Genomic DNA, 22099 nt, shown 5'->3' with positions numbered 1-22099 from the left:
CAAAAATTAAAACTATTCTCAATCATCATATAGATGATTAATCCATTCAATAAATTAATGTTAAACTAATAAACACAATGGGATTAATAAAAATATAATAAAAAAATCACCTTACTATAATAGTTATTCAATAAAATATTTATACTATTTTCGATTTCAAAAAAAATAATTCAAATCAATAAATATAGGACATAATGGGAAGTAAAATATCACTGACCAATCCGATAATCATTATATCCTATATTTCCACAATACTTTTCATACCAGAAGAACGCCAAACTCACCACTTTTCCACTATGCTTTAAGCTTACACAGGATGGAAAGAATAGCAGCATCGCAGCACTTCTATGGTGTTATATTATCAACCTATCTATTTACTTATCAATTTTCGGCAATGGCCCCAATTTCACACCTTCTGGGTAATATTTCCAGCCATCACGAATACGGATGCTTTCATCCCAAGGCAATTTATATTCACCGTTTGCCAAATCGCGCACCCAAGTCAAATAATTAGCTCTCTCTCCGCCAGGTTTACCAACATAACCTCGGCAACCGAGATTAAAAATACTGTTCTCTAATGCCCAATTCTCACGAGCCTTATCTGCCAGACGCGGGAACAATTCAGCGGTGACAATTTCCCACGGATTACGCTGGCCTTGCTGGATAACGTTACCGTCATAATTACAAATTGTACCTTCACCGAAATAATAAAAAACCTCATCATAGCCTGCCAGATTAACCGATACGGTATACATTAAGTTCTGCCAGGCATTAGTGCGATTAGTCCAGATCCATTGATCGTTAACTTGGGTAGAATAACCGGAAATACGGATAAAAACATTACAGCCTTTATAGGCGGCTTCGCGTGCCAATTCAGGAAACATACCATCGTGACAAATACACACCGCCAGCTTCGCACCTTTTGGCCCCTCACAGACCGGCATACCCAAATTGCCCGGCATCCAAGGTTCAATCGGCACCCAAGGCTGCAACTTACGGTAATGCAATGCAATTTCACCGTTGTTGTTAATAATGATCGCGGTGTTATAAGGTGGCTGCAACGTATCTTCATTACGTTCCATTACAGAGAACACGCCCCAAATATTATTGCGAATACAAGCCTGACGAAAACAATCCACTTCTGGACCGTCCAACGATAATAACATTTCATCATAGGTCCAGATCTTGGTATTTAATCCCTGAGCGGAATATTCAGGAAATACAATAAGATCCAAATCAGGATAACCCGATTTAGTTGAATCCATTGTTTTACAAATCTGTTGCACCTGAACTTGAATATCTTCAGGCCCCTTAATGACGGGAACAGGATATTGAATAGCGGCAATTAATAACGCCTCCTCCCACGCACTGACACTTCCGGTACTGCCCATAAAGACCTCTGAATGAATAGTAATTATTAGAATTGAATGACAAGTTTCATCGTTATGCAGACAAAGAGAGCATTATCTTTACCCGTCGTTAAGCAATTTCACTAATGCATAATAGCGTCTCTTTTATTCACAAAAATGCGATCTGTAACATTAAATAAAAAAATTAATAACTTTGTAGTAAAGAGTACTGTTATTAATATTAGGGTTAATTTGTCCTGAATCACTTTGCAAAATAGTCGAGCACTTTGAAGGAACTCAATCCGGCTCAAGCGATCTAAGGAGTTATAAAAAATCCCCAACAATCTGTTTGGCCTTTGCCTCATATTGACCATCAACAATCAGTTAGTAGGACTCAGATTCACTGTATTTGAGTGTAACAGCTAATAATGCAAGTGCGTAATAGCTAATAATGCAAGCTCGTAAAAGCTAGTAATTCAATATCGTAATAGCTAATATTGTATTCCCGTATTAGCTAATACTTGAACATCTGCTGGAAGAAAGACATGGCAAAAACTGGAAACGAAAGGTTGGCAGAAGCGCTGAGAGCTGCAAGCGATGCGGCCGTGGGCAACGTGCTGAGTTCTAAGTCAATCACTGATAAACAACGCACACTTCTGGTCAATAAAGGCTATTTCAAGCAAATCATCAGGGGATGGTATCTCCTGGATGCAGATCTCACGACTGAAAAAGCGGGTGATTCAGTACTTTGGTATGAATCCATCTGGTCTTTCGTTGGACAGTACGTCGAAAGTATCTTCGGAGATGATTACTGGCTAAGTCCCGAATCCTCTCTTGATTTACATACAGCAAACAATGCTTTACCAAACCAGATAATCGTCTACACCTCAGACACAACGCCTCGCACGCTTAACCTGCCTAACAACATGAGTATGGTGATCATCAAGGGAAGGGTTCCCTGTAAGACTGTCAAAGTAAACGGTATAAATGTTCATTCGTTGGAAAGCGCACTCGTTGAAACTGGCCCACAAACTTTCAGAGCCAACCCTATAAGCATTCAGCTAGCACTCAGGAATGCTGATCTGAGTCTGCTTTCAGAAGCAGTACTGACAATCAAGAATGTTGCCTCAGGAAATAGACTAATTGGCGCCTACCAGCAGCTAAAGATGAGGGCCGAAAGCCGGAAACTACAAACCATCATGGAGGGAGCCGGTTTTGAAGGTATTAAGCAAGTTAACCCATTTGACCATATTCCGATAATAGTAGGTGGTAGTCGTGGAGAATCCCCAAGTGCAGTTCGCGTTAGGCTCCTGTGGCAGGAGATGAGACAAGAAGTCATCGAGGTATTTGATGACTTTCCCCCCCCCTTTGACTTCTTTGAGCGCTCAATCGAAGAAACACACGCCATGATGAGCAGTCTCTACATAAGCGATGCCTACAACTCACTATCCATCGAGGGCTACAAGGTTACACCAGAATTAATCGAGCGCCTGTCTAAAGGTGACTGGTCGCCGGATACCATCCAAAGGGACAAAGAGCAGAAGGATGCGCTGGCCGCCAGAGGCTATTACGATGCCTTCAACAAGGTGAAAGAGCTACTGCGTGAGGCACATGAAGATAAAGAAGGCTTGGATATCCACTATCTGATCGATGTTGGCTTGACTGACTGGTTCACTGCGCTGTTCAATCCCTGTGTCGATGCCGGAATTATCAACAGACTGGATTTGGCGGGATTTCGCAAAGGACCAATCTATATCCGCACTTCAATGCATGTACCGCCCTCCAGCGAGCAATTGATGGACTGTATGGAAGCACTAAAAGAGTTGATCGCTACTGAGAAACACTTTGTGGTAAAGGCTATCTTGGGGCATCTTTTTCTGGGTTACATTCATCCGTTTCCCGATGGTAATGGCCGCACCGCCAGATTCTTAATGAATTTCTTGCTGGTAATCGGAGGATACCCTTGGACAGTGATTAAACTCAAAAATAGAACTCAGTATCTATCAGCGTTAGAATCAGCCTCGGTAGGAAAGAATGTGAAGCCATTTGCGGAGTTCGTAAGACAATCTATGCAGGAAGAATACAATATCGCAATATGAGTGGATATTGACCTGAGTTCTAAGATCGGAGCTGACAGGTCCCTTAGAGGCCAGCAAAAATAAATTCCTATTCGGGACCAGAAAGTTAAGAAAGAGGTGCGTCATGATATATCGAATTTAAGATACTGTGATCCTTTGAAAAAATACAAATAACCATTCAAATTAATCACATCATCAATATGTCTTTGGAAATCGGCCGGAAGGTTAGGCCAATTTTTATTAATAGGCTGAGGATAGTCGGTATATGCTTCATAGAATTGTTCACTATATTTGATGTTCTCTGTGCTAAGAAATAAATAAGTGTCTGTATTCATCACATTATTCCTTTATTATATTTGTACTACTTGTTATTCTGACTTTTTTAAAATTTTCCTCTATCAGATAACAATAACGATTCAATAACTTTCAATTTAAATCTGTCATATATTTTATACTGTATAAATTAATACAACTTAGAAATTAAATTCAATCTTATAAATTAACAAATCATTAACTAATTTAATCGTATTGGTTTTATGAAAAAAAACCAAATATATGCTAGAGATAAGAATGTGTAAACAAGGATAAAGTTATTATTCTATATTTTTACATCCTTGACATATTAATTAATTGCATTTTAAACTTATATTATTTTTAACATTGCCATTTTAATACATAACCAAAATCAGCATACTGACAATAAATCAACTCATTAATATTATCATAAAAAACAATATAACCCCACAGTAAAAACAATTAAACGTTGTAATTAACTCCATTTAATAACAAAATCCTAAATTTAATATTAAAGCAATAATAAAGAATTAATAAAATCATTAACAAATAAAACTGACCTTGTTTACGGTTTTGCGTAATCACCCTTTTATTTAAAGGTGACGGTTTAAGTAGTCACCAAATTCAATTATAAAATGACTCATCGCTATACGCCAATCATGCAACGGTATTATCCAGCTTTCCCGCCAGCTACGGCTAATTTGAGGGTAACGTTAATCCCAGACTTCAGCGAAAATCTCCAGTGCCTGCTGGCCGCTTCTTCCGTGATAGCTTGATAAATCTGTTCCAAGTTCTTCATAACGACTTTTAAGTGTAGTGGTCCACTAAATCAAGAACAGCTCATTAACCCTGATCACCCGTTCGTTAAGAAAAACTGCCAATCTCAATGACAATAACCAAAAAAATATCTATTATTATCAACAAATTACATCAACACCATACGTCATGACATGATTTAACTAATAAAAAACTTTACATTTCTATACTTATAATGTATCAATACCCAAGATGGAATTGGATAAATAGTGCGAGGAATCGTAATTTTTTAATAAATAAAAGACAATATCTACTACTTTTATTTCCTTCCTAATTTATCCCACTCCAGACTGTTACAATATAGATTTGTAGAACAATGTGATTATTTATCGGCCGTACCATGTTGTTGTGCAATGCTTTAGCTTTTTCAATTGATATTATATGCAATGATTAAGGAAAAGTGCTATGTTGGCATCAAATTTATTTAATGGTTATATTGGCTCTAACCTATGTTATCACCTTGAGAAAGAAGGTGTATTTGAATTATTCGGAAGTAACTCTTCATTCGATAAGTCCATTCTGAAAGAAAAAATTTTTGATAACCGAAAAATAAAAATAATTGAATCTCTTATTTCATTCTCAACAAAATTTGGTTTTTTTGTTGATTCTGATGATGGGAAAATTAGCCTGACTCCATTAGGCATGGATATGAGGAGGAATGTTGGATTTTTCACTTGGTCTATAGGCGGCTATGGGAATTTCATGCGAAACTTTACAGACCTCAAAGATGAGAAAAATAATTCATTATATAATCTGATTGATGGAGCTAACGTAGCATTAGGGTCTCGGCAAGCAAATCGTGAATATATGTGGAATACAATAGTTAATGAATTAAAAAGACTAAATATAAGTAAAATAGTAGATTTAGGTTGTGGTGCAGCTGGAGCTTTAATAGACATTTGTAAGATTTTTAACAAAGTAACGGGTTTAGGTATTGATGTAAGCGCCAAAGCTATTAAAGCTGCTGAAATTAATATAAGAAATAACTCTATGGATGACAGAATTTGCGTGGTTAATCAGAACGTAATGGAGGCCGCCTATGATGCTTCATTAATAGCTACATTCGAAACTGTTGATACAGTAATTTCCTTCATGATGCTGCATGATTTATTTAACATCAAAGATCCCGTAGACGTTCTTCGAAAATTACAAAAGACTTTCCCAAAAGCAAAAAGGTTTCTCTTGGCAGATACCTTTGTGTCAGATGAAAATACAATCACCAAAGAATCGCCCATATTTACTTATGGTTTTGAATTTGTGCATCACTTTATGAATATAAAGATTTACAAGAAAGAAGAGTACATAGATTTCTTCTCCAAAGCTGGTTTTGAAATTGAAAAAATTCAATATTTGAATGTTCCTAATACTTACCTTTTCACTCTAAAGTGAGGCTTATATGGATTTTTATAATTGCGTGCAAGATCTGCCGGTAATGAAATCTGTCGCAGGTCATGAGAATAAGGTTCCCTTTTTTATAACTGAAGAAATGTTTGGGGGTGTACCCTTCGAGCTTGCAGGCGGCGATATATCAGAGTTAGTGAATAAACCTGTTGCCGCATTACACAAACATGAAGTTGATGAAATATATTTCCTAATTTCTCCTGAGCCAAACGAAGCTATCATTGATGTAACAATAAATGGAGAAACAAAAACATACTATTCTCCTAGTGTTATTCATGTACCAGCAGGAATAGAGCATCAATTCATTACAAGAAAGGCTAGTAAGGGATGTTATTGCTTTGGCATATTATATGGTTACAAGGAGGTTTGAAATGAGTAAAAATATGGATTTCAACACCAGTGATACCCATATATCTCATCGACTGCATTTGAACGAAAGTGATAGCAATAACTTGCTTAATCTTAATCATGTTTTTTTAAATGAATTTAAGAAGATTAGTATCTATCCAGATCCAAGCAATACAGATCTAAAAAATAAAATATCCTATCACTGTAAAGTTTCACCCGACATGGTAGTTTTAGGAAATGGTATAGATGAAATAATTCTTCTCTTAAGTTTAACTTTTTTAAAAAACAAAAAGACTATATTGACCAGTGAGGCCACATTTCCCGGTTATGAGACATCAGCAAAAATTGTCGGGGGAAATGTTATATACGCTCCTTTAAATGATATGAAGTGTAGTATTGCTAATTATCAGAAAAATATTACTAGCGATGTTATTCTTGCTTATTTATGCAACCCTCATAATCCGACTGGAAGTATAGTAAGCCTAGATGAGGTTATCTATTTCATTGAGGTAATGAATGATAAAAGAGTTATCCCCATCATTGATGAGGCTTATATTCAATTTTCTGATGAAAATAAGAACTCTATTCTAAAATATATAGTGAATGGTGGAAGGGCTATTGTATTGCGGACTTTTTCAAAAGCATATGGCCTTGCTGGATTACGGGTGGGTTTTGCGATAGGCCCTAAAGATTTAATTCATGCTGTCTCCTTAACTGCTCTCGCCTTGCCATTTAGAATAAACCGTTTCGCTCAAAGGATGGCTTCTGAAGTTCTTACCAGTGATATTTTATCCATCAATGTAAGAACAGTAAGAAAGTTAATATCTACTATTGAATTATCATTTAGTAAGTCTGAAGTGACATATATACCATCCTATACTAACTTTATATGCTTTAAACCCCCTATGGGAAATACTGATTTTCTTATAAAGGCAGAAAAATTTGGAGTCATGGTTCGTGATTGTGGTCTTTTTGGACTCCCAGGTTGGATACGAGCATCAGTAAGCAATAAAAAAGATGTCGATTGCCTTTTGTTTTTATTAGATCTGACTTCTTTTGAAGGAAAGCAATCTGGTGATGTAAATGAATAGCAGAATCAACTTAAAACCATATCAGCAAGTTTTAATTACTGCCTTCCCTTTTATTTTGCTTATGCTTTCACAAAGCTTAAATAGCATTATTGATATGTTCATTGTAAGTAAGATCGGCATGAATGCCATCGCCGCTGTTGGTCTTTGCGGGTTTATTTTCTCGATAATGACCAGTTGTGTAACTGGTATAACCATAAGCGTTCAAACTGTAGTTGGTAAGAGCATTGGCGCTGGAAAAATAAATCAAGGTATTAATGCGCTTCATAGTGCAATATTTGTTGCTATAGTCTTAGGTATATTAATCGTAGGTTTAGGTTTTTTTGTCCCAAAATTCATAACACTGTTTATTCATGATGAAGTTTTAGCTTCTAACTGCATAACTTACCTTCAAACTCTAGTGTTAGGTGCTCCAGCTATAGGGATTATCAGGGCTTTTCGGGGTTACTATGGCGGGATCGGTGAAAATAAAATGAGTGTATTAATAATCTTCTCTACTTATTTTTTTAATTTCTTAATAGGTTTTACACTCGTTTCCTTAGGGTATGGAATCAGAGGGGCTGGATTGGGGACATGTTGTGCTTTTTACATAGGCGCCTGCTTATTTTATTTCAGTGGATATTTTATAGATTCTAAATATCGTTTTTTTAAAGTTACTAAAATTTTTGAACAGATCGGTGTGATATCAAAACTTTCTTTCTATGCAGGTATACAACAACTCTTCTTTTCGGGTGGGTTTGCAGTCATGTTCATTATTGCTAGCCAAATGAATTCCTCCGCTTTGGCAGTAATAACAATTCTCAATAATCTTATGTTGCTAAGCATCACACCGTTAATCGGAATGGGAATGGCCTCTGCGGTTTATGTGAGTCGATCTCTTGGAGCGAATAAATACAAGGATGCTAAATCATGGGGTAATATTGCTGTAAAGTTAGGCTTTGGAATATTCATTATTCAACTCTTCATTTTGATAAATCCACATTATATTATGGGTTTATTCATAAAAGATAATTTTATAGTAAATAATTATATAGGATTGTTTAAAATAACGGTACTGTTTGTTTTTTCTGAGGTTTTTGCTCAAATATTAAAATTCTCTATGTTTGGAGCAGGTTTCAACCGGCAGTTGACAATGGTTACAGTGCCATTGCAGTGGTTTTTTTTCATACCGTTAGCGATTTATCTTTGTCTTTTCAAAAATCATGGCATTGAAACACTATGGTTTTCGTTTCTCGTGTATCGTTTAATTGAATCAATTTTCATGCTGATTATTTGGTTAAAAGAAAGTTGGGTTCCGGCTAAGTTAGATAATATTTTTCCTAAATCTGCTGACTGCTAAGGTGTGTGTAAGATGAATTTGCTTGTTATTGATTTTGAATCCTCTAATTATAACCCTGTAAGTGAATGGTATAAAGATCACAATTGCTATTTAATTACTTCTACCGAATCATTAAAGTTAATGAGCAATGAAGTGATTTCATCGTTTAAGAAAGTTGTTGACATTGAAAGTTTACATCCAGACAACGATGACCTTATTTTTTATTATGCAGAAAAGTTGAGAAAAGAAACGGTCTTTGACTATGTTATAGGAGTCAGAGAGTTTGATTTATTACCCGCTGCTTACATAAGAAAGAAATGGGGTCTGCCGGGTGCAAGTGTCGAGGCAATAGAAGCATATAGAGACAAAGGTGTAATGAAGGAGATTTTGGAAAGAAATAATGTTCCCATCCCTAAATTTTCATTGATAAAAAACGCCCTAGATGTTATCGAATTCATTGAGGATCATGATTATCCTGTCATACTAAAACCCCGAACTTCTAAACGTGCACGAGGCATTTCAATACTTAAAAATGACAATGACCTCCATAATTCTTTATATATTGGATTAAAGAGGAATTCCGAAGAGTTAATTAATATGATGGTCGAGGAATTTGTTGATGGCCCAATGTACCATGTTGATGGGGTTGTCCTAAATAATCAGATAAGATTTATTTGGCCTTCATTATATGTGTCAAATTGCATGGATTTTCAGAATGGAAACTATATTTCAAGTTGTTTGTTATCACCTGAGGATAAACTATTTGATAGAATAATAAAATATGTAAGAAAATGCATTGAGGCACTTCCTTCTCCTGTGAATTTTGCTTTTCATGCAGAAGTTTTCTTATGTTCTGACGGAAGTTTTAAATTATGCGAGATCGCAGCTCGTGCAGGCGGTGGGCCAGTAATGACCTCGATAGAAAATATATTTGGCATCAACCCAAAAGAGATCGCATTTAATGCTTACATTGGTAATGTGTCAAATGAAAAGCTTAACTCTATCAATATTAAGCCAAACTCAATTTGCGGATGGATAATTATACCAAATAAATTAATCAACTCTTATATTTACAATATTCCTGAGTTTTGCCCTTTCCCTCAAGTTACAAGCTATAAAACTTTTGCTAAGGATGGAGATTATTTTTCTGACGAACGCCAAGTTATAACTGAAATCACTATAACTTCATCAACTTCGAATGAAGTTAAAAACCTCATCGCCGGGATTATGAAATGGTTCTATAGTCAAATTAATTTTAAAGCAGTTAATTAAGTTAACTTGAAGTTTATTTAAAAAGGGAACTAAGTGCCTGAGTCACGATCAAAGTTTCTGTTCAAGAAAGCAAAATCGTAGAGATTTTCAGGCATGTATAATCTAGAAGAACTTTACTGCAACATTGATGACTTTTGCCAACAATTTATCCCCCACAGGTATCAATAACTCATCAAGAACAAGTTGCTCAAACATCATCGCTCATATTCCCTTCGCTCAGTGAAGTGGTAACCCTATTCATTTTATTTCATATGAACCATTATCGTGACTTTAAAGATTTTTGTCTTTTTCATGTTAAACAATATCTTGCCGGAACTTTTCCCCGCCAAGTCAGCTATACCCGGATGTTAACACTCAAAAGAAGAGTCCTCATCCCCTCAGTGCTTTCCTTATGTCACGCAAGGCAAAAACTCAAGAGTTCCGACCAAAATTACGGTTTATCAGAACATACGTATCCCTAACCATCGCGTATTTAATGGAATAGCGCACCGTGTAAGAACCAGCATGGGCTGGTTTCATGGTTTTAAATTTAATTTTATTATCAACTGGTTAGGTTAATTCCTCTCGATTAAACTGACACCAAGAAATACAGATGAGCCAGGTTGTCAAAGCGTTAACAAAAGGATTAACGGGGCATTTGTGGCGATAAAGGCTACTTATCGCAGGCACTTTGTGATGAACTTACCCACGAAGGGTTACGCTGGTGACAAGTGTTCGTAACCATGTAAAAATAAAAGCTTTATCACTCTAGGATAAAATAATGTTACGGAAACGTTTTTTGATAGAAACGGTCGTTGACCAATTCAAAAAGATTTCCCAGATAGAACATTCAAGGCATCGTAGCCCACTCGGCTTTTTATTGGAGATAGTGTCGGAATGAATTGCTTACACCTTCCAACCGAAAAAGCCGAGCCTAAATTTACGTGATTCTGAGATTGCTGCCCTTAAGCAAATTTCCCCTTACCAATCGTCACATCGGTCCACGCCGTTGTGATAGCCGTTTTCGCCTGACTGTCCAGACCCGCAATAAAACCATTATCACCCACTGTCGGGGCAAAACTACTCATAGCCTGAATCAAAGAATCCACCGCATTATCTGACAGTGCGGTAAATTCACGCTCCCCTGACGTGTTCTTATCACTCATCCGAGTCACCAATTTGGCACGATTGCCATTAAAGTAATCATTAAAGGTGACCGAACCTACCGATTCAAATTTCCCCAGAGCGGTGTTGTCCTGAGTGTGGCGATTCACTGACAGCACCAGATCATACCCGCTGCGCTGGAACCACAAATTTTGCCAGTCAACACCGTTAAACAGAATCATATCTTCTGCATTAATATCGTTCACTCGGTTATCAATCACTTCTTCGCCGATCACAAAGCTATCCACACCCGCGCCACCCCGAAAATGGTTCTGATACCCGCCTAACACCAGCAGATCCTGACCTTCACCGCCGTCAAATTGGCTGAACTTCGAAATAGCCGCGGCTATCAGATGATCATCGCCTTCGCCGCCATTGATCACCGCATGGTAGCCCATCAGCTTAATCGTATCGTTGCCGGAATAACCATCGATCCGGTTGTCATTGCCAAATACTCTGGCAAAATCGTCGCCTCCTCCTAGTTCGGCCTGATTATTATTGCCGATGATCACCGCATAATCCTGACCTTCCCCACTATCCACTCGGTTATAGTTGCCGGAGGTGACGATATAATCCTGTCCGTTACCCGCATCAATAAAACCGCCTTCACCAAAGACAAACACCTGATCATTGCCTTCCCCCATAGAGACATGGTTAATGCGCCCGGCCACCACTGCGGTATCGTCACCATTACCGCCAAACATCCAGTTTTCACGTCCCATCAGGACGCCCAAGTCATTACCTTCACCACCTGAAAAAATATTGGAAGTCCCTAGTGAGTAATAAACATCATCACCGCGGCCACCCCAGAAGTTGTTGTTATCCCCCAGATAAGCGCCAAGATCTTTACCGTCGCCTCCCCAGTTGAAGTTATAGTTCCCCAACGATACATGGATATCGCCATCACCGTGCAAATGGCCGCTGTTACACAGGAAATCAAACGTTTTTTCTTCCATATTAAGCAGATCTGCCGTCAGGTTTTCTTTCAGGTTAACCACTAACGATTTCATTTCTTGCTGCTTCTTTTCGCTGAACAGCGTCGCAAATAAATTAGGTAAGTTAAGCGAATTAAAACCAAATGCAGGTTTAGGTTTATTATTGATCTGAGCATTTTCTCCGTTGATACTCACCGCAGATCCTGATTCCTGGCTCTCATCAGGCGCTTTCTCTTTCAGACCATGACTCTCCGCAAATGACCTGACGCCCTCCTCGCCCATATCGATGCCCGCCTCCAAGCTATCAAGTAACTTTTCTGGATCGGTGAAAGCTTGCAGTTGATCACCACTAAATTCCCCAATCACTTCCAGCATCTCTTGCAGAATCGCCTCACCATCAACCGATTCTCCCGTGCGGGAAATAATTTTCCCCTCTGCGGTGTAGTTCACGCCAAAAATATCCGCTAAGGTGGTATCTGCATGTACACTCGCTAATCGGCCAATCAGTTTATTCTTAAGCTGACGCGGCAAGTCCTGTGGATTATAAGTAAAAGTGGTCTTCGCCATGCCGGTTGCCGAATATTGCTGCGTCATCAGGCCAAACAGCGAACCCAAGTTAGTATCCAGAATCGACTGGATATGGTCACCGAACATCAGATTCCAGTTACCGGTTGTCACCTGAATATCAGCGCCACGCCCACCTACAGCAAAGTTGAAGGCCAGTTTTTGATTGGCCTGACGGAATTGTTCTAGACGACTTATTTTGCCCATACCAGTGCCTTGGCCATGCTCGCCTAGCCACTGATTAAATTTCTTGTTCAATGTCAATTCAGCGTCATACTTCAAACCACGACTGCTACGCTCATGTTGCGAATCCAGATCAGTCAATGTGTTGTAGTCCACGCTGCTGGTTCGGTCCAAACCGGACATATCCTCCACAAACCTCTTCGCACCGGCGATGGTCCACTGCTGATCTTGCGCCGCCAACCAATCTTGATCTTCACTGTAACCGGCAACCCCTTGCAATACGTGGGCAATACGCGCAGTACCATCAAACGGATTAACCAACGGCGGCGTTGGCATGGATTTATCCATCATCACAATCAGATCATTACTGCGGCCTTGGTTAAAACTGACATTACGATTACCGATAAACATTTGCGCCCCTTCAAGCGCCTGGTAGCCTGCAATATCGAAGCTGTGTTTACTGTCGCCATTACCGATGTGCACCATCACATTGTTATCACCGAAAGCCAATGATTTAAAACCACCGCTACCCACTTTAATACCAACGTTCGAGGTTCCCCAGTTGAGGGTGGTAAACTCGCCATCTCCCACATTCACCTGGATATTACCGGAGTAACTGAGCTGATTATTCGATTGATCGTCAGGGGCAACCTGAATCGTATTTTCACGTTTCTTGGGTTGAACTAACACTTCATTGTGGCCGGTAATCGCGCCTTTAATAACGGTATCAGCTTCGGTATGTCCTACCCTAGAGAGGTTGATGTCGCTTTCAGCAATACCGCGACGAACTTGTTCGGTATGCATGATCAGCTCATTTTTATTATTCCAATTTAATACGACTTTGTTATCAGACAGATTATTAACCCATTGGTTATTTTGATCACGGGTAAATTTGCGCCCACCGGCATCAACAGCCACTTCACTACTGCGAGCGGAAACATCGCTACGAATGCCCTGCTTATCCAACACTGTGATAAAGCGACGAGCAAAGCCATCCCGTTTGTCATCACTTATCAAAGAACAACCCACAATACTGATGTGATCAGGTTTGTGAATTATACTTTTACCCAGATTAATGTCCTGATAAAACCGCGTTAGTTTGGTCGCTAGTTCATCAGCAGCGTAACCACTCAGACGAATGTTGTTCTGCTCCGACGTATCACGACCATGACCGACAATCTGCCAACGTAACTTACCGGATAATCTGGCAAGATCGCCATAAACTACTCGATATTTGCCCTTAGAGTTAAGTTGAACCACTACGCTAGAATCTGGGTGTTTACCCGCCAGATTAGCCGCAGCTTTAGCGACGACCGGATCATCCTCCATTTGGATAATAATCTGACCATCAAAGCGAGTTTCACGGCCATCAGCTTGTGGCGTCACCTCCTCTACTCGCCAATCACCGAGTGGCTTGCTCGTTTTCTTATCCTGATGAGTATCGTCGATGATAGTCGGTTCCGGCCGTTTATTCTTACCCGATAACCCATCTAACTCCTCCACCGCAGGACGACTTCGCGGCTTCACTCTGGCATGTCTCTGATAGAATTCCCCAGTCTCTTGGAAAGCATTATCCAGCGCCTGACTTATCCACACTTTGCCTTCTTCACCGGCAATATCCACCAGCTCCCTATAATTGGCAGTGTAGCTATTGAGTAACTGCTTACGTTGTTCATCGCCGGTGACCTGTAGCGCCTGATAAACCGCCAGACTTTCGTTGACAGAATGACCACCATCAAATACCAGAAACGCCAGCGTGTTGAGATAACCCTGCCTGGCCGAGAAAGCAGGCTGTTCACCAGCAATCTGTTCATTGGCAATCTGTTCATTGGCAATCTGTTCATTGGCAATCTGTTCATTGGCAATATAGTTATTGAGGTGAACCATGATATTGGTCGAGCCGGAAGCGCCTGTCACCACAGAATGACCTTGCGCTAACGCATGATGCTCAAATCTCGTTTCCCATCCGGGAACCAAAATTCGGCCCGCAGCAACCTTTCTGCCATACAAAAAGTCATCATGCTTGTTATTAGCAGGCTGGTAAGGCAATGCCGTACCATAATCGTTAGTCTGCTTTTCGGTTATTTCGACTTCATACGTGACATCAGCCCCGCTAGTCAGTTGGCTACTGGTCGAACGGGCTTTGGTGATCGCATCCTCATAGAAACGATCCCCTTTAACCTTCCACTCCGCACGATCCATCCCCATTCCTGAGGTAGTTGCCATTTTCACTGCCAAAAATGGCACCTTAATCACCGCAAAACCATCATCAACCTGAGTCATCATGACTTTAAAATTGGCAAAAGTCGGTTCATCCAGAAACGTCGTCAATTCAGGCACTCGACTAAACCAAGGACGAAAATCCCTATTAATGACCCTGGCGAATCCCGCCATCTTTTTAGCAATAACCTTCTCACGCTCAGCTACATCAGGATAAAAACCCCCTATCCACTGTTCAAATCTCTCTACCAGAAATTGCCCTGTCTGTCTGGAAGTGGTCATGGCATCCTGTGGCGCTGTTTTCACCAATTCATGGGCCAATTCAGAATCAAAATGGCGGCCAAACAGGTTGTCAATATATTGTCCTGTCGTCTTTTCCTTACGGGCATCAGCCAGTAACTGTTGAGCTAACGTGTGTAATTCAGAATGTGTCTGCAACTGGCTAACTGCATCCTCAAATAGCTTAATGGTTTCCCGTCGTGTTACTTGCCCGTTAAGCCAAAGGTTTTTGGCCCGTTCAACTAGCGGCATACCTTCGGGAATAGCTTCTTGTTGCAATCGGCTAACGAAAACAATGAGACTTTCACTTTCAGTTTTAGGCGCTTCCCGTTCCGCCACAGAGTTAATCTGGGTCAATGGCTTAATTTGTAAAGCAGTAAGACGATTAATTTCGTTTTGCGCGATATCACCTTTCAAGCCCACCACACGCCCAAATCCATCAAAGGATACCTGTTGGTCAAACTGTGCAACATGATCCGGCGATAAGCTAACCCCTAAAATTCCGGCGGACTCAGCTCTTTTTGCTTGAAGGTAGGCAACCAGTTCCCCCATCTCAAAACGCAGGCTTTTGACTAATCGGCCACGCTTGGCAAATTCATTGGGATCATGCTGTTGCCAATGAGCAAGCGCTTGCTCAAGCTGCAATACATGCTGCTCATCAGGTTGCTCGACCGTATTGTTGAAAGCCTCGCGTACGGCCGCCAGCGCCTTACTGGGCCGATCGGTATTTATCTGGCCAAGATATCTTTTCGTCGAATCAATAAACCGTTTGTCACCCTGACTCAGCAAGAAAGGCTCAAACTCTCTCAGGATGGAAGAATGGGATTTAAGGCTATCTCCACCAGCAACTTGCCCTAACCCTTGCAAATTGATACCCGAAATTACAGGTGCTTTTGTGGTTAACTTTCTCAGTTGATTTGAGGCAGGTTCCGCAACCCTATCGGATGACGTTCCGGTAAGCCGCGAAATGACCGAAGCACCGACATGTTCAGCACGAATACCCCTGTTGATCTGTAGTCGATTAACCGCCCGTCGCGCACTATTCAATGCCGCCAAATCTGCGGCTGTGAGTGTTAGATCTTCACTGTTCCAGCCATTAGCTTCCGTTTTGGATTCAGGATTGATATGACTTTTCGGTTTCGCTACGTCGATTGGTGTATAAGCCCTCCCAGACAAGCCACTGCCGGGCGCCCCGCTACGATCGGGTTTTGCGTCACCGGCCTGTTTCGCCCCTTTCGCATCAGCCTGTACCTGAGCGGCTTTATTTTTCGCTACCGAGCTATCATATTCACCGCGTTGTTTCGCTTCTTCATATACGGCATAGGCATCGCTTTCCGCTTGCGCTGCTCGCAGACGTTGTAAATCTGCTTCTTTCTGTCTTGATTTCGCTTTTGTACGCGAATCTTCAATATTGTCGTCTGTGTTCTTTATATTCTGATAACTTTGCTCTAAACCTGCTTCTGATTTGCCAATTGCCTTTTTTACTTGTTGTTGGTTATCAATCAGGCGCGGCTGTAAATCAGCTAATTTTTTCTGGGAAATAAATTTGGTGTCATCTAATTTTTCCTGAGTACGGTTCAAATATCCCGTAGCAAACCGGTTACGCCACTCATCACCCGATTGACCTGTGTAATTGACATAGCCATTAAGCGCATTCAGACGTTGAGTCATAGAGAGTAACTCTTTTGTTACTACCCTGGACTCTTCACTTATTGCATCACGCTGTACTTGTCCATTGGTATTCAGCGCATTTTGATCCGTTGATTCCAATTGGAATTGTGATTTTGAAATTATTTTAAGTTGGTCATCCCGTTCTTGTTCCAGAATACGGCGATTTTCCTCTGCTTTCTCTGTATCACTTAACGCATTTTGTGCAGCTCCGTCCTGTTTTGCATGTTTAATAACAGCATCAACTTGTGATGATGATTCACTCTGAGTCGAATCAACCTTGTCTCCAATATGCAAAGCATTCTGGATAGCCTTAGTATCAGGCGTCTCCGCCTGAGTGACCGTACCGCTTAATTTATTACGCAGATCCGAACCAACGTCATCAATGGCATTCATCTGGAAACCATCAATGGCAGAAACTTCAGTTAAATTAATCGCCCCTCGGCCTTTATTCGTTCCAGAAGTGTTAGCCTCATTACCGTGAATCAAATAGCTAATCGCCTGACTACCTTCCACACCTAACACAGTTCGTTTAATATTTTTAAACAGAAAAGGAAGGTTATTACTTTGCGTATTACTTTCCGCAATAGAAAGAGAGTAGAAATCGCCGTTACCCACTTTAATCGCTATATTATTACGGGCATAAGAGGCGTTAATCCCCAAACCATCACCAATATGAATATTGGCATTGCCTTTACCTTTCATGATCGCAACATTGAGACCATGCCCGACTTTAGTATTAACGTTATATTCACCCCACGCTGCATTAATAGAAATACCATCTCCCACTTTGGTATTGATATTAAAATCGCCATGCGTCGCAGTGACGCTTAAACCATTCCCCACCGTGGTTGTAATATTCGCTTTGCCTTTTGCCGCGGTAATCTGCATACCATCACCCAATTTGGTGACAATATTCCCTTTACTCCACAAGGCATTAAAGCTGTCGCCATTACCTACCTGAGTCACAATATTGGCATCAGCTTTGGCAAGTACGACATTGCGCCCATCACCGACCTTGGTAATCACATTCGCTTTTCCCCAAGCGCCGGTATAATCATCACCTTGCCCTACATGGGTGATAATATTGGCATCACCCTGAACAACGGTGATTTCCTGCTCATTACCCACCTTGGTAATGATGTTCGCTTTACCTTTGGCGAAGTTATAACGGTTACCATTACCAACCTGAGTCAAGATATTAGCCTCCCCCCAAACAGCATTAACGCCGATACCGCCCCCCACTTTGGTAATGATATTCGCTGTACCTTTGGCGAAACCTATCGTCGTGCCATGACCAACATGGGTCATGATGTTACCCACATCGGAAATAAGTAAACCGACTGTTGTCCCGTCCCCTATCTTCGTTAGAATATTGCCCTTACCGAATAGCACAGCAGCAGTCGTTGATGATCCCTTATGAGTAATGACATTCGCTTCCGCCGCCGCAAACACCCCCATAAAATCATCACTCACTTTGGTGACAATATTCGCCTCTCCTAACGCTAAAACACCAGTTAAGCCATTGCCGGAATGAGTCATGATATTGGCTCGACCAAACATTGCCGCCAATGTTGTGCCATCACCTACTCTGGTCATGATATTCAGCTCACCGGCAAACAAGCCAATACTAGTGCCATTACCTACATGCGAATAGATATTGGCCTCACCAACCATCAAACCGAGCGCCAAATCATTGCCTGCTTTCGTCAGGATATTGCCCTGCCCGATCATCGCGGCAAAGGTTGAACCATTACCAATATGGGTCATCACATTGGCCTCACCGATCATGGCTGCCAGCGTCATGCCGTTACCCACTTTGGTGGCGATATTGCCTTTCGCCAACATCAAGGCAACACTCATTTCATCACCAATGTGAGTAAACACATTGCCGGCAGCGATCATCAATGCCAGCGCTTTACCATCCCCCACTTTGGTAAAAACATTTCCCAAGCCTCCCATCAACCCCCATGCATCACCGGCGCCAACATGGGTAAAGATATTGCCCGCGCCAATCATGGCTGCAATCGCCGTTCCATTACCCACTTTGGTAAAGACATTGCCTGCGGCTCCCATGACTCCCAAAGTCTGACCACCACCGACATGAGTCAGCACATTACCTATGCCGAGCATGATACCCGTGGCGTCACCGTTTCCGACCTTGGTCAAGATATTAGCGCCACCTAACATCACCCCCGTCGTGCTTCCATTACCAATGTGAGTAAATACATTGGCGCCACCGCCCATCAGCGCAATAGCACTACCTCTGCCCTTTTTCGTCAGAATATTGGCACCGCCTAATGCAACCGCCGTGGTGCCTGATATTTCATCATCGTTGAGATGCGTGATAATGTTCGCACCACCAAGCATACCGGCAACCAAATCACCGGCGCCAAGCTTAGCCAGCACATTGGCGCCACCCACCTGTACTGAGGAGAGTTTCCCCTTACCGGTTTGGGTCATCACGTTAAAACCGCCTGCGCCTAACCAATTGGCATTACCGTTACCTATTTGGCTATGCGTGTTGTACCCCCCAAGCATGATAACTCGGCTATCGCCATTACCTTGATGGATCGAAATATTACCCATTGCCAAAAGATGAGCCAGATACCGCCCATCACCGATTCGAACCAATACGTTTGCTGCGCCGCCAGCGTAAACATCCATTTCTCCATACTGGCTTTGATGAACCAGTACGTTTGCCAGACCTGCGCCACGGAATGTCAGATTGCCCTGTTCACCACGTTTCACAATCACATTGGCAGCACCAGCGCCTTTAAAATTGACATTGCCGCGTGTGACACTGGAAGTAATGACATTGCCGCCCCCCATGCCCTTGAAGTTAATGTCACCGGAGCTGTCACCCATATTGGCGGATGATTTCACCAACTCCTGATGACTGTACTCTTCGGTATGTGCTAAGTGCTCAGAAACACGGCATACTGAATTCACTTTGTATTGCAGATTGGTTAGGGAATATCCACCCACTTCCATTGAGCGATAACCATTTTTGTATGAAAAATCTTCAGCCGCCAGATTGCCGGTATGATCACCCGCTTTGTACCACGCACTGGCATAATATTGCAGCGCACCAGTTTCAGGATTATTCGCCAATTCAACCATCACCACTTTGGTATATGACTCAACATATTTGGCATAAATATAAGTGTTCGGTTGACGGTTCGATTTCACCGCTGAAACATCTAATATCAAACCGCCAGAATGGATTGCATGCCCATGCATCTTGGCATCAATTAACGTGACATCTCCTGCTCTGGCATTGGTTCCACCGGCATAAGTCACCCACTGGTTTTCCTGCAAATCTTCTTCAACCGTATGTTGAATAGTAACGGGTTGATGATGTTCGAAGATTAAATTAGAGAGACGGTAACCGCCATTAGTGCCTATATCAGTAAATCCATTGCTTGAAGAGATATTCTCCGTAGCAAGATTATTAAGATGATTGCCCTGTTTGTACCAAGAAGTAGCATAATAACCGAGCTTACCGGTTTCAGGATCATTTTGAAGTTGAACCTTAACCAGCTTAGTGTACATTTCATCGGCAAATGCAAAGAGATAAGTGTCAGGCTCGATAGTTGATTTAATACCTGTTACTTGTTGGGATTGCTGAATCCAACTTCCTCCCATTGTCGCTGTCGTTAACACAATCTCTTCAGCTTTAGCGTATTCCAGAACGCCATCACGAGAACCGCTATCTGCGCCGATTCTTGATATTTCATTGTAAGCACCGACACCATCGAAAATAATATCACCATGCGCGACATCAGAATAAATCCGGTTATAACCCCCTGCCCCTTCAAATTCGATATTACCGTGGGTCTGTCCATATTGATCTTGACTTTGGCGCAAGCGTTCAATACGGTTTGATGCCCCGGCGCCATGCAAAATAATATTGCCTTCTTTACCTTTACGTATAATGTGATTATCCGCTCCGGCTCCTGTGAAACTAATATTGCCGTTTTCAACCCGCGAACTAATACTATTTGCTGCTCCCCCGCCTTCAAATTTCACATCGCCGTGACTTTTCTCATAGTGATCATACCAGGTACGATCAATTTTATTACCGGCCCCGGCGCCGAAAAAATTTAAATCGCCCTGATTCGTTTCATGCCATAACTCGTTATAACCACCAACACCTTCAAAAATCACCTCACCGGATTGCCCTTTACGACTCAGGCCATTATAAGCAGCCGCCCCAGAGAAATTGAGATTACCGTGGCTCCCCCGGTGATCGATAGCAACCCCTCCCGCCGCGCCAGCAAATGAAATATCACCATTACCGCTCTTATCAATACCCGAATAACCGGTAGCGCCATGTACTGACAGATTACCTTCCTTATCCACTATTTTTAAATATCCGGCGCCGCCATTAACGACCTTATTACCAGAATCAGCATAGACCGTCGCCCCAATCGATCCGAGGGTAATACGATCATCGCCTCCTTTGGCATAAATAACCCCTCCCACGCCGATGGCAACAATATTATTACCATCATCATCATCGTAGTATTTCCCAGTAAAGAAATATTCTGTACTACGGTTTGATGATTTTCCCATAAATAATCCCTTAATTTAAGTTGAGGTTAAATAGAAAACCACTGCATCTGACAGATACAGCAACGGTTTTGAGAATCGAGTTTTCCGTGGACAGTGCGAATCCACCGTTCTTACCACGGTAAAAATATAATGACAGCCATCAATGATGGCATTATTTGGCCTAATTAGTCAGATTACCCTAACTCTATTAAGTTACTACTTCATTGATTATTTACTTTATGTTCAATGCAATAATGAGAGAAAACACCTTTGTCATGATTGATATCAAAGATGATTGTTCGAATTTTTTAAACATATTTCGCCCTTAACAAGAAATTTATTCACAAAGATTGTAGAGTATATAATGAAATAAAAAACCTAAGCTCAGAGACATAATGAGCTTATATATACAAATAGTGTTAAATGAATAAGCAGAATAAAATAATATAGAGCCAAAACTCAAAATCAATATTAATACACAAGAAAGTCTGTTTACCCCCCACATATTGCCCTATATCCCCACACTGATGTTAACAATACAAATAAGATAGTAAAAAATAATATTAAAACATAGATTAACTTGTTG

At 41.1% G+C, this 22099-nt stretch carries 9 protein-coding genes and 2 pseudogenes; 7 read left to right on the top strand and 4 right to left on the bottom strand.

Annotated elements, in window-relative coordinates:
* Positions 1-374: 374 nt before the first annotated feature.
* Positions 375-1391 (bottom strand): formamidase, encoded by a 1017-nt coding sequence (locus tag BA1DRAFT_RS07715; RefSeq protein ID WP_036777678.1) that lies wholly within the window; start codon positions 1389-1391, stop codon positions 375-377.
* A gap of 503 nt (positions 1392-1894) precedes the next feature.
* Between BA1DRAFT_RS07715 and BA1DRAFT_RS07710 the strand changes: the two genes are divergently transcribed.
* A complete protein-coding gene (locus tag BA1DRAFT_RS07710) occupies positions 1895-3448 on the top strand; it encodes a Fic family protein (protein WP_036777677.1) in 1554 nt (517 codons plus the stop codon).
* A gap of 101 nt (positions 3449-3549) precedes the next feature.
* Here BA1DRAFT_RS07710 and BA1DRAFT_RS07705 read toward each other — a convergent pair whose 3' ends face one another.
* Positions 3550-3762, bottom strand: a complete 213-nt coding sequence (locus BA1DRAFT_RS07705; RefSeq protein WP_036777674.1) for a hemopexin repeat-containing protein — start codon at positions 3760-3762, stop codon at positions 3550-3552.
* Positions 3763-4314: 552 nt separating this feature from the next.
* A pseudogene (locus tag BA1DRAFT_RS24615) lies at positions 4315-4529 on the bottom strand (transposase); the annotation flags it as partial.
* A 413-nt stretch (positions 4530-4942) separates the two neighbouring features.
* On the opposite strand from BA1DRAFT_RS24615, the gene BA1DRAFT_RS07700 reads away from it, so the two are divergent.
* The 6 genes and pseudogenes from BA1DRAFT_RS07700 to BA1DRAFT_RS24610 all read left to right on the top strand — a co-directional run bounded on the left by BA1DRAFT_RS07700 (position 4943) and on the right by BA1DRAFT_RS24610 (position 10958).
* On the top strand, positions 4943-5926 hold the full coding sequence (locus tag BA1DRAFT_RS07700) for a class I SAM-dependent methyltransferase (RefSeq protein WP_036777673.1): 984 nt from the start codon (positions 4943-4945) through the stop codon (positions 5924-5926).
* 7 nt (positions 5927-5933) lie between these two features.
* Positions 5934-6308: a cupin domain-containing protein gene (locus BA1DRAFT_RS07695; protein WP_036777670.1), complete on the top strand. Its 375-nt coding sequence runs from the start codon at positions 5934-5936 to the stop codon at positions 6306-6308.
* Position 6309: 1 nt separating this feature from the next.
* A complete protein-coding gene (locus BA1DRAFT_RS21245; RefSeq protein WP_051560702.1) occupies positions 6310-7377 on the top strand; it encodes a pyridoxal phosphate-dependent aminotransferase in 1068 nt (355 codons plus the stop codon).
* A complete protein-coding gene (locus tag BA1DRAFT_RS07685; protein WP_036777669.1) occupies positions 7370-8713 on the top strand; it encodes an MATE family efflux transporter in 1344 nt (447 codons plus the stop codon). Before BA1DRAFT_RS21245 ends, BA1DRAFT_RS07685 begins: the two co-directional genes overlap by 8 nt.
* Before the next feature lie 12 nt (positions 8714-8725).
* Positions 8726-9964 carry an ATP-grasp domain-containing protein gene (locus tag BA1DRAFT_RS07680; RefSeq protein ID WP_036777666.1) on the top strand — a complete coding sequence of 413 codons (1239 nt, stop codon included), beginning with the start codon at positions 8726-8728 and terminating at the stop codon, positions 9962-9964.
* 93 nt (positions 9965-10057) lie between these two features.
* Positions 10058-10958: pseudogene (locus tag BA1DRAFT_RS24610) on the top strand (IS982 family transposase).
* Here BA1DRAFT_RS24610 and rtxA read toward each other — a convergent pair.
* On the bottom strand, positions 10909-21534 hold the full coding sequence (rtxA, locus tag BA1DRAFT_RS07675) for an MARTX multifunctional-autoprocessing repeats-in-toxin holotoxin RtxA (protein ID WP_036777663.1): 10626 nt from the start codon (positions 21532-21534) through the stop codon (positions 10909-10911). The pseudogene BA1DRAFT_RS24610 and the gene rtxA sit on opposite strands and share 50 nt — an antisense overlap.
* Positions 21535-22099 lie beyond the last annotated feature (565 nt).

Origin of the sequence: Photorhabdus aegyptia (assembly GCF_000612035.1) — a bacterium.
In the GTDB taxonomy this organism is placed as follows: domain Bacteria; phylum Pseudomonadota; class Gammaproteobacteria; order Enterobacterales; family Enterobacteriaceae; genus Photorhabdus; species Photorhabdus akhurstii.
Note: the sequence above shows the minus strand (reverse complement) of the source record. Positions and strands in the feature narration are given on the sequence as shown.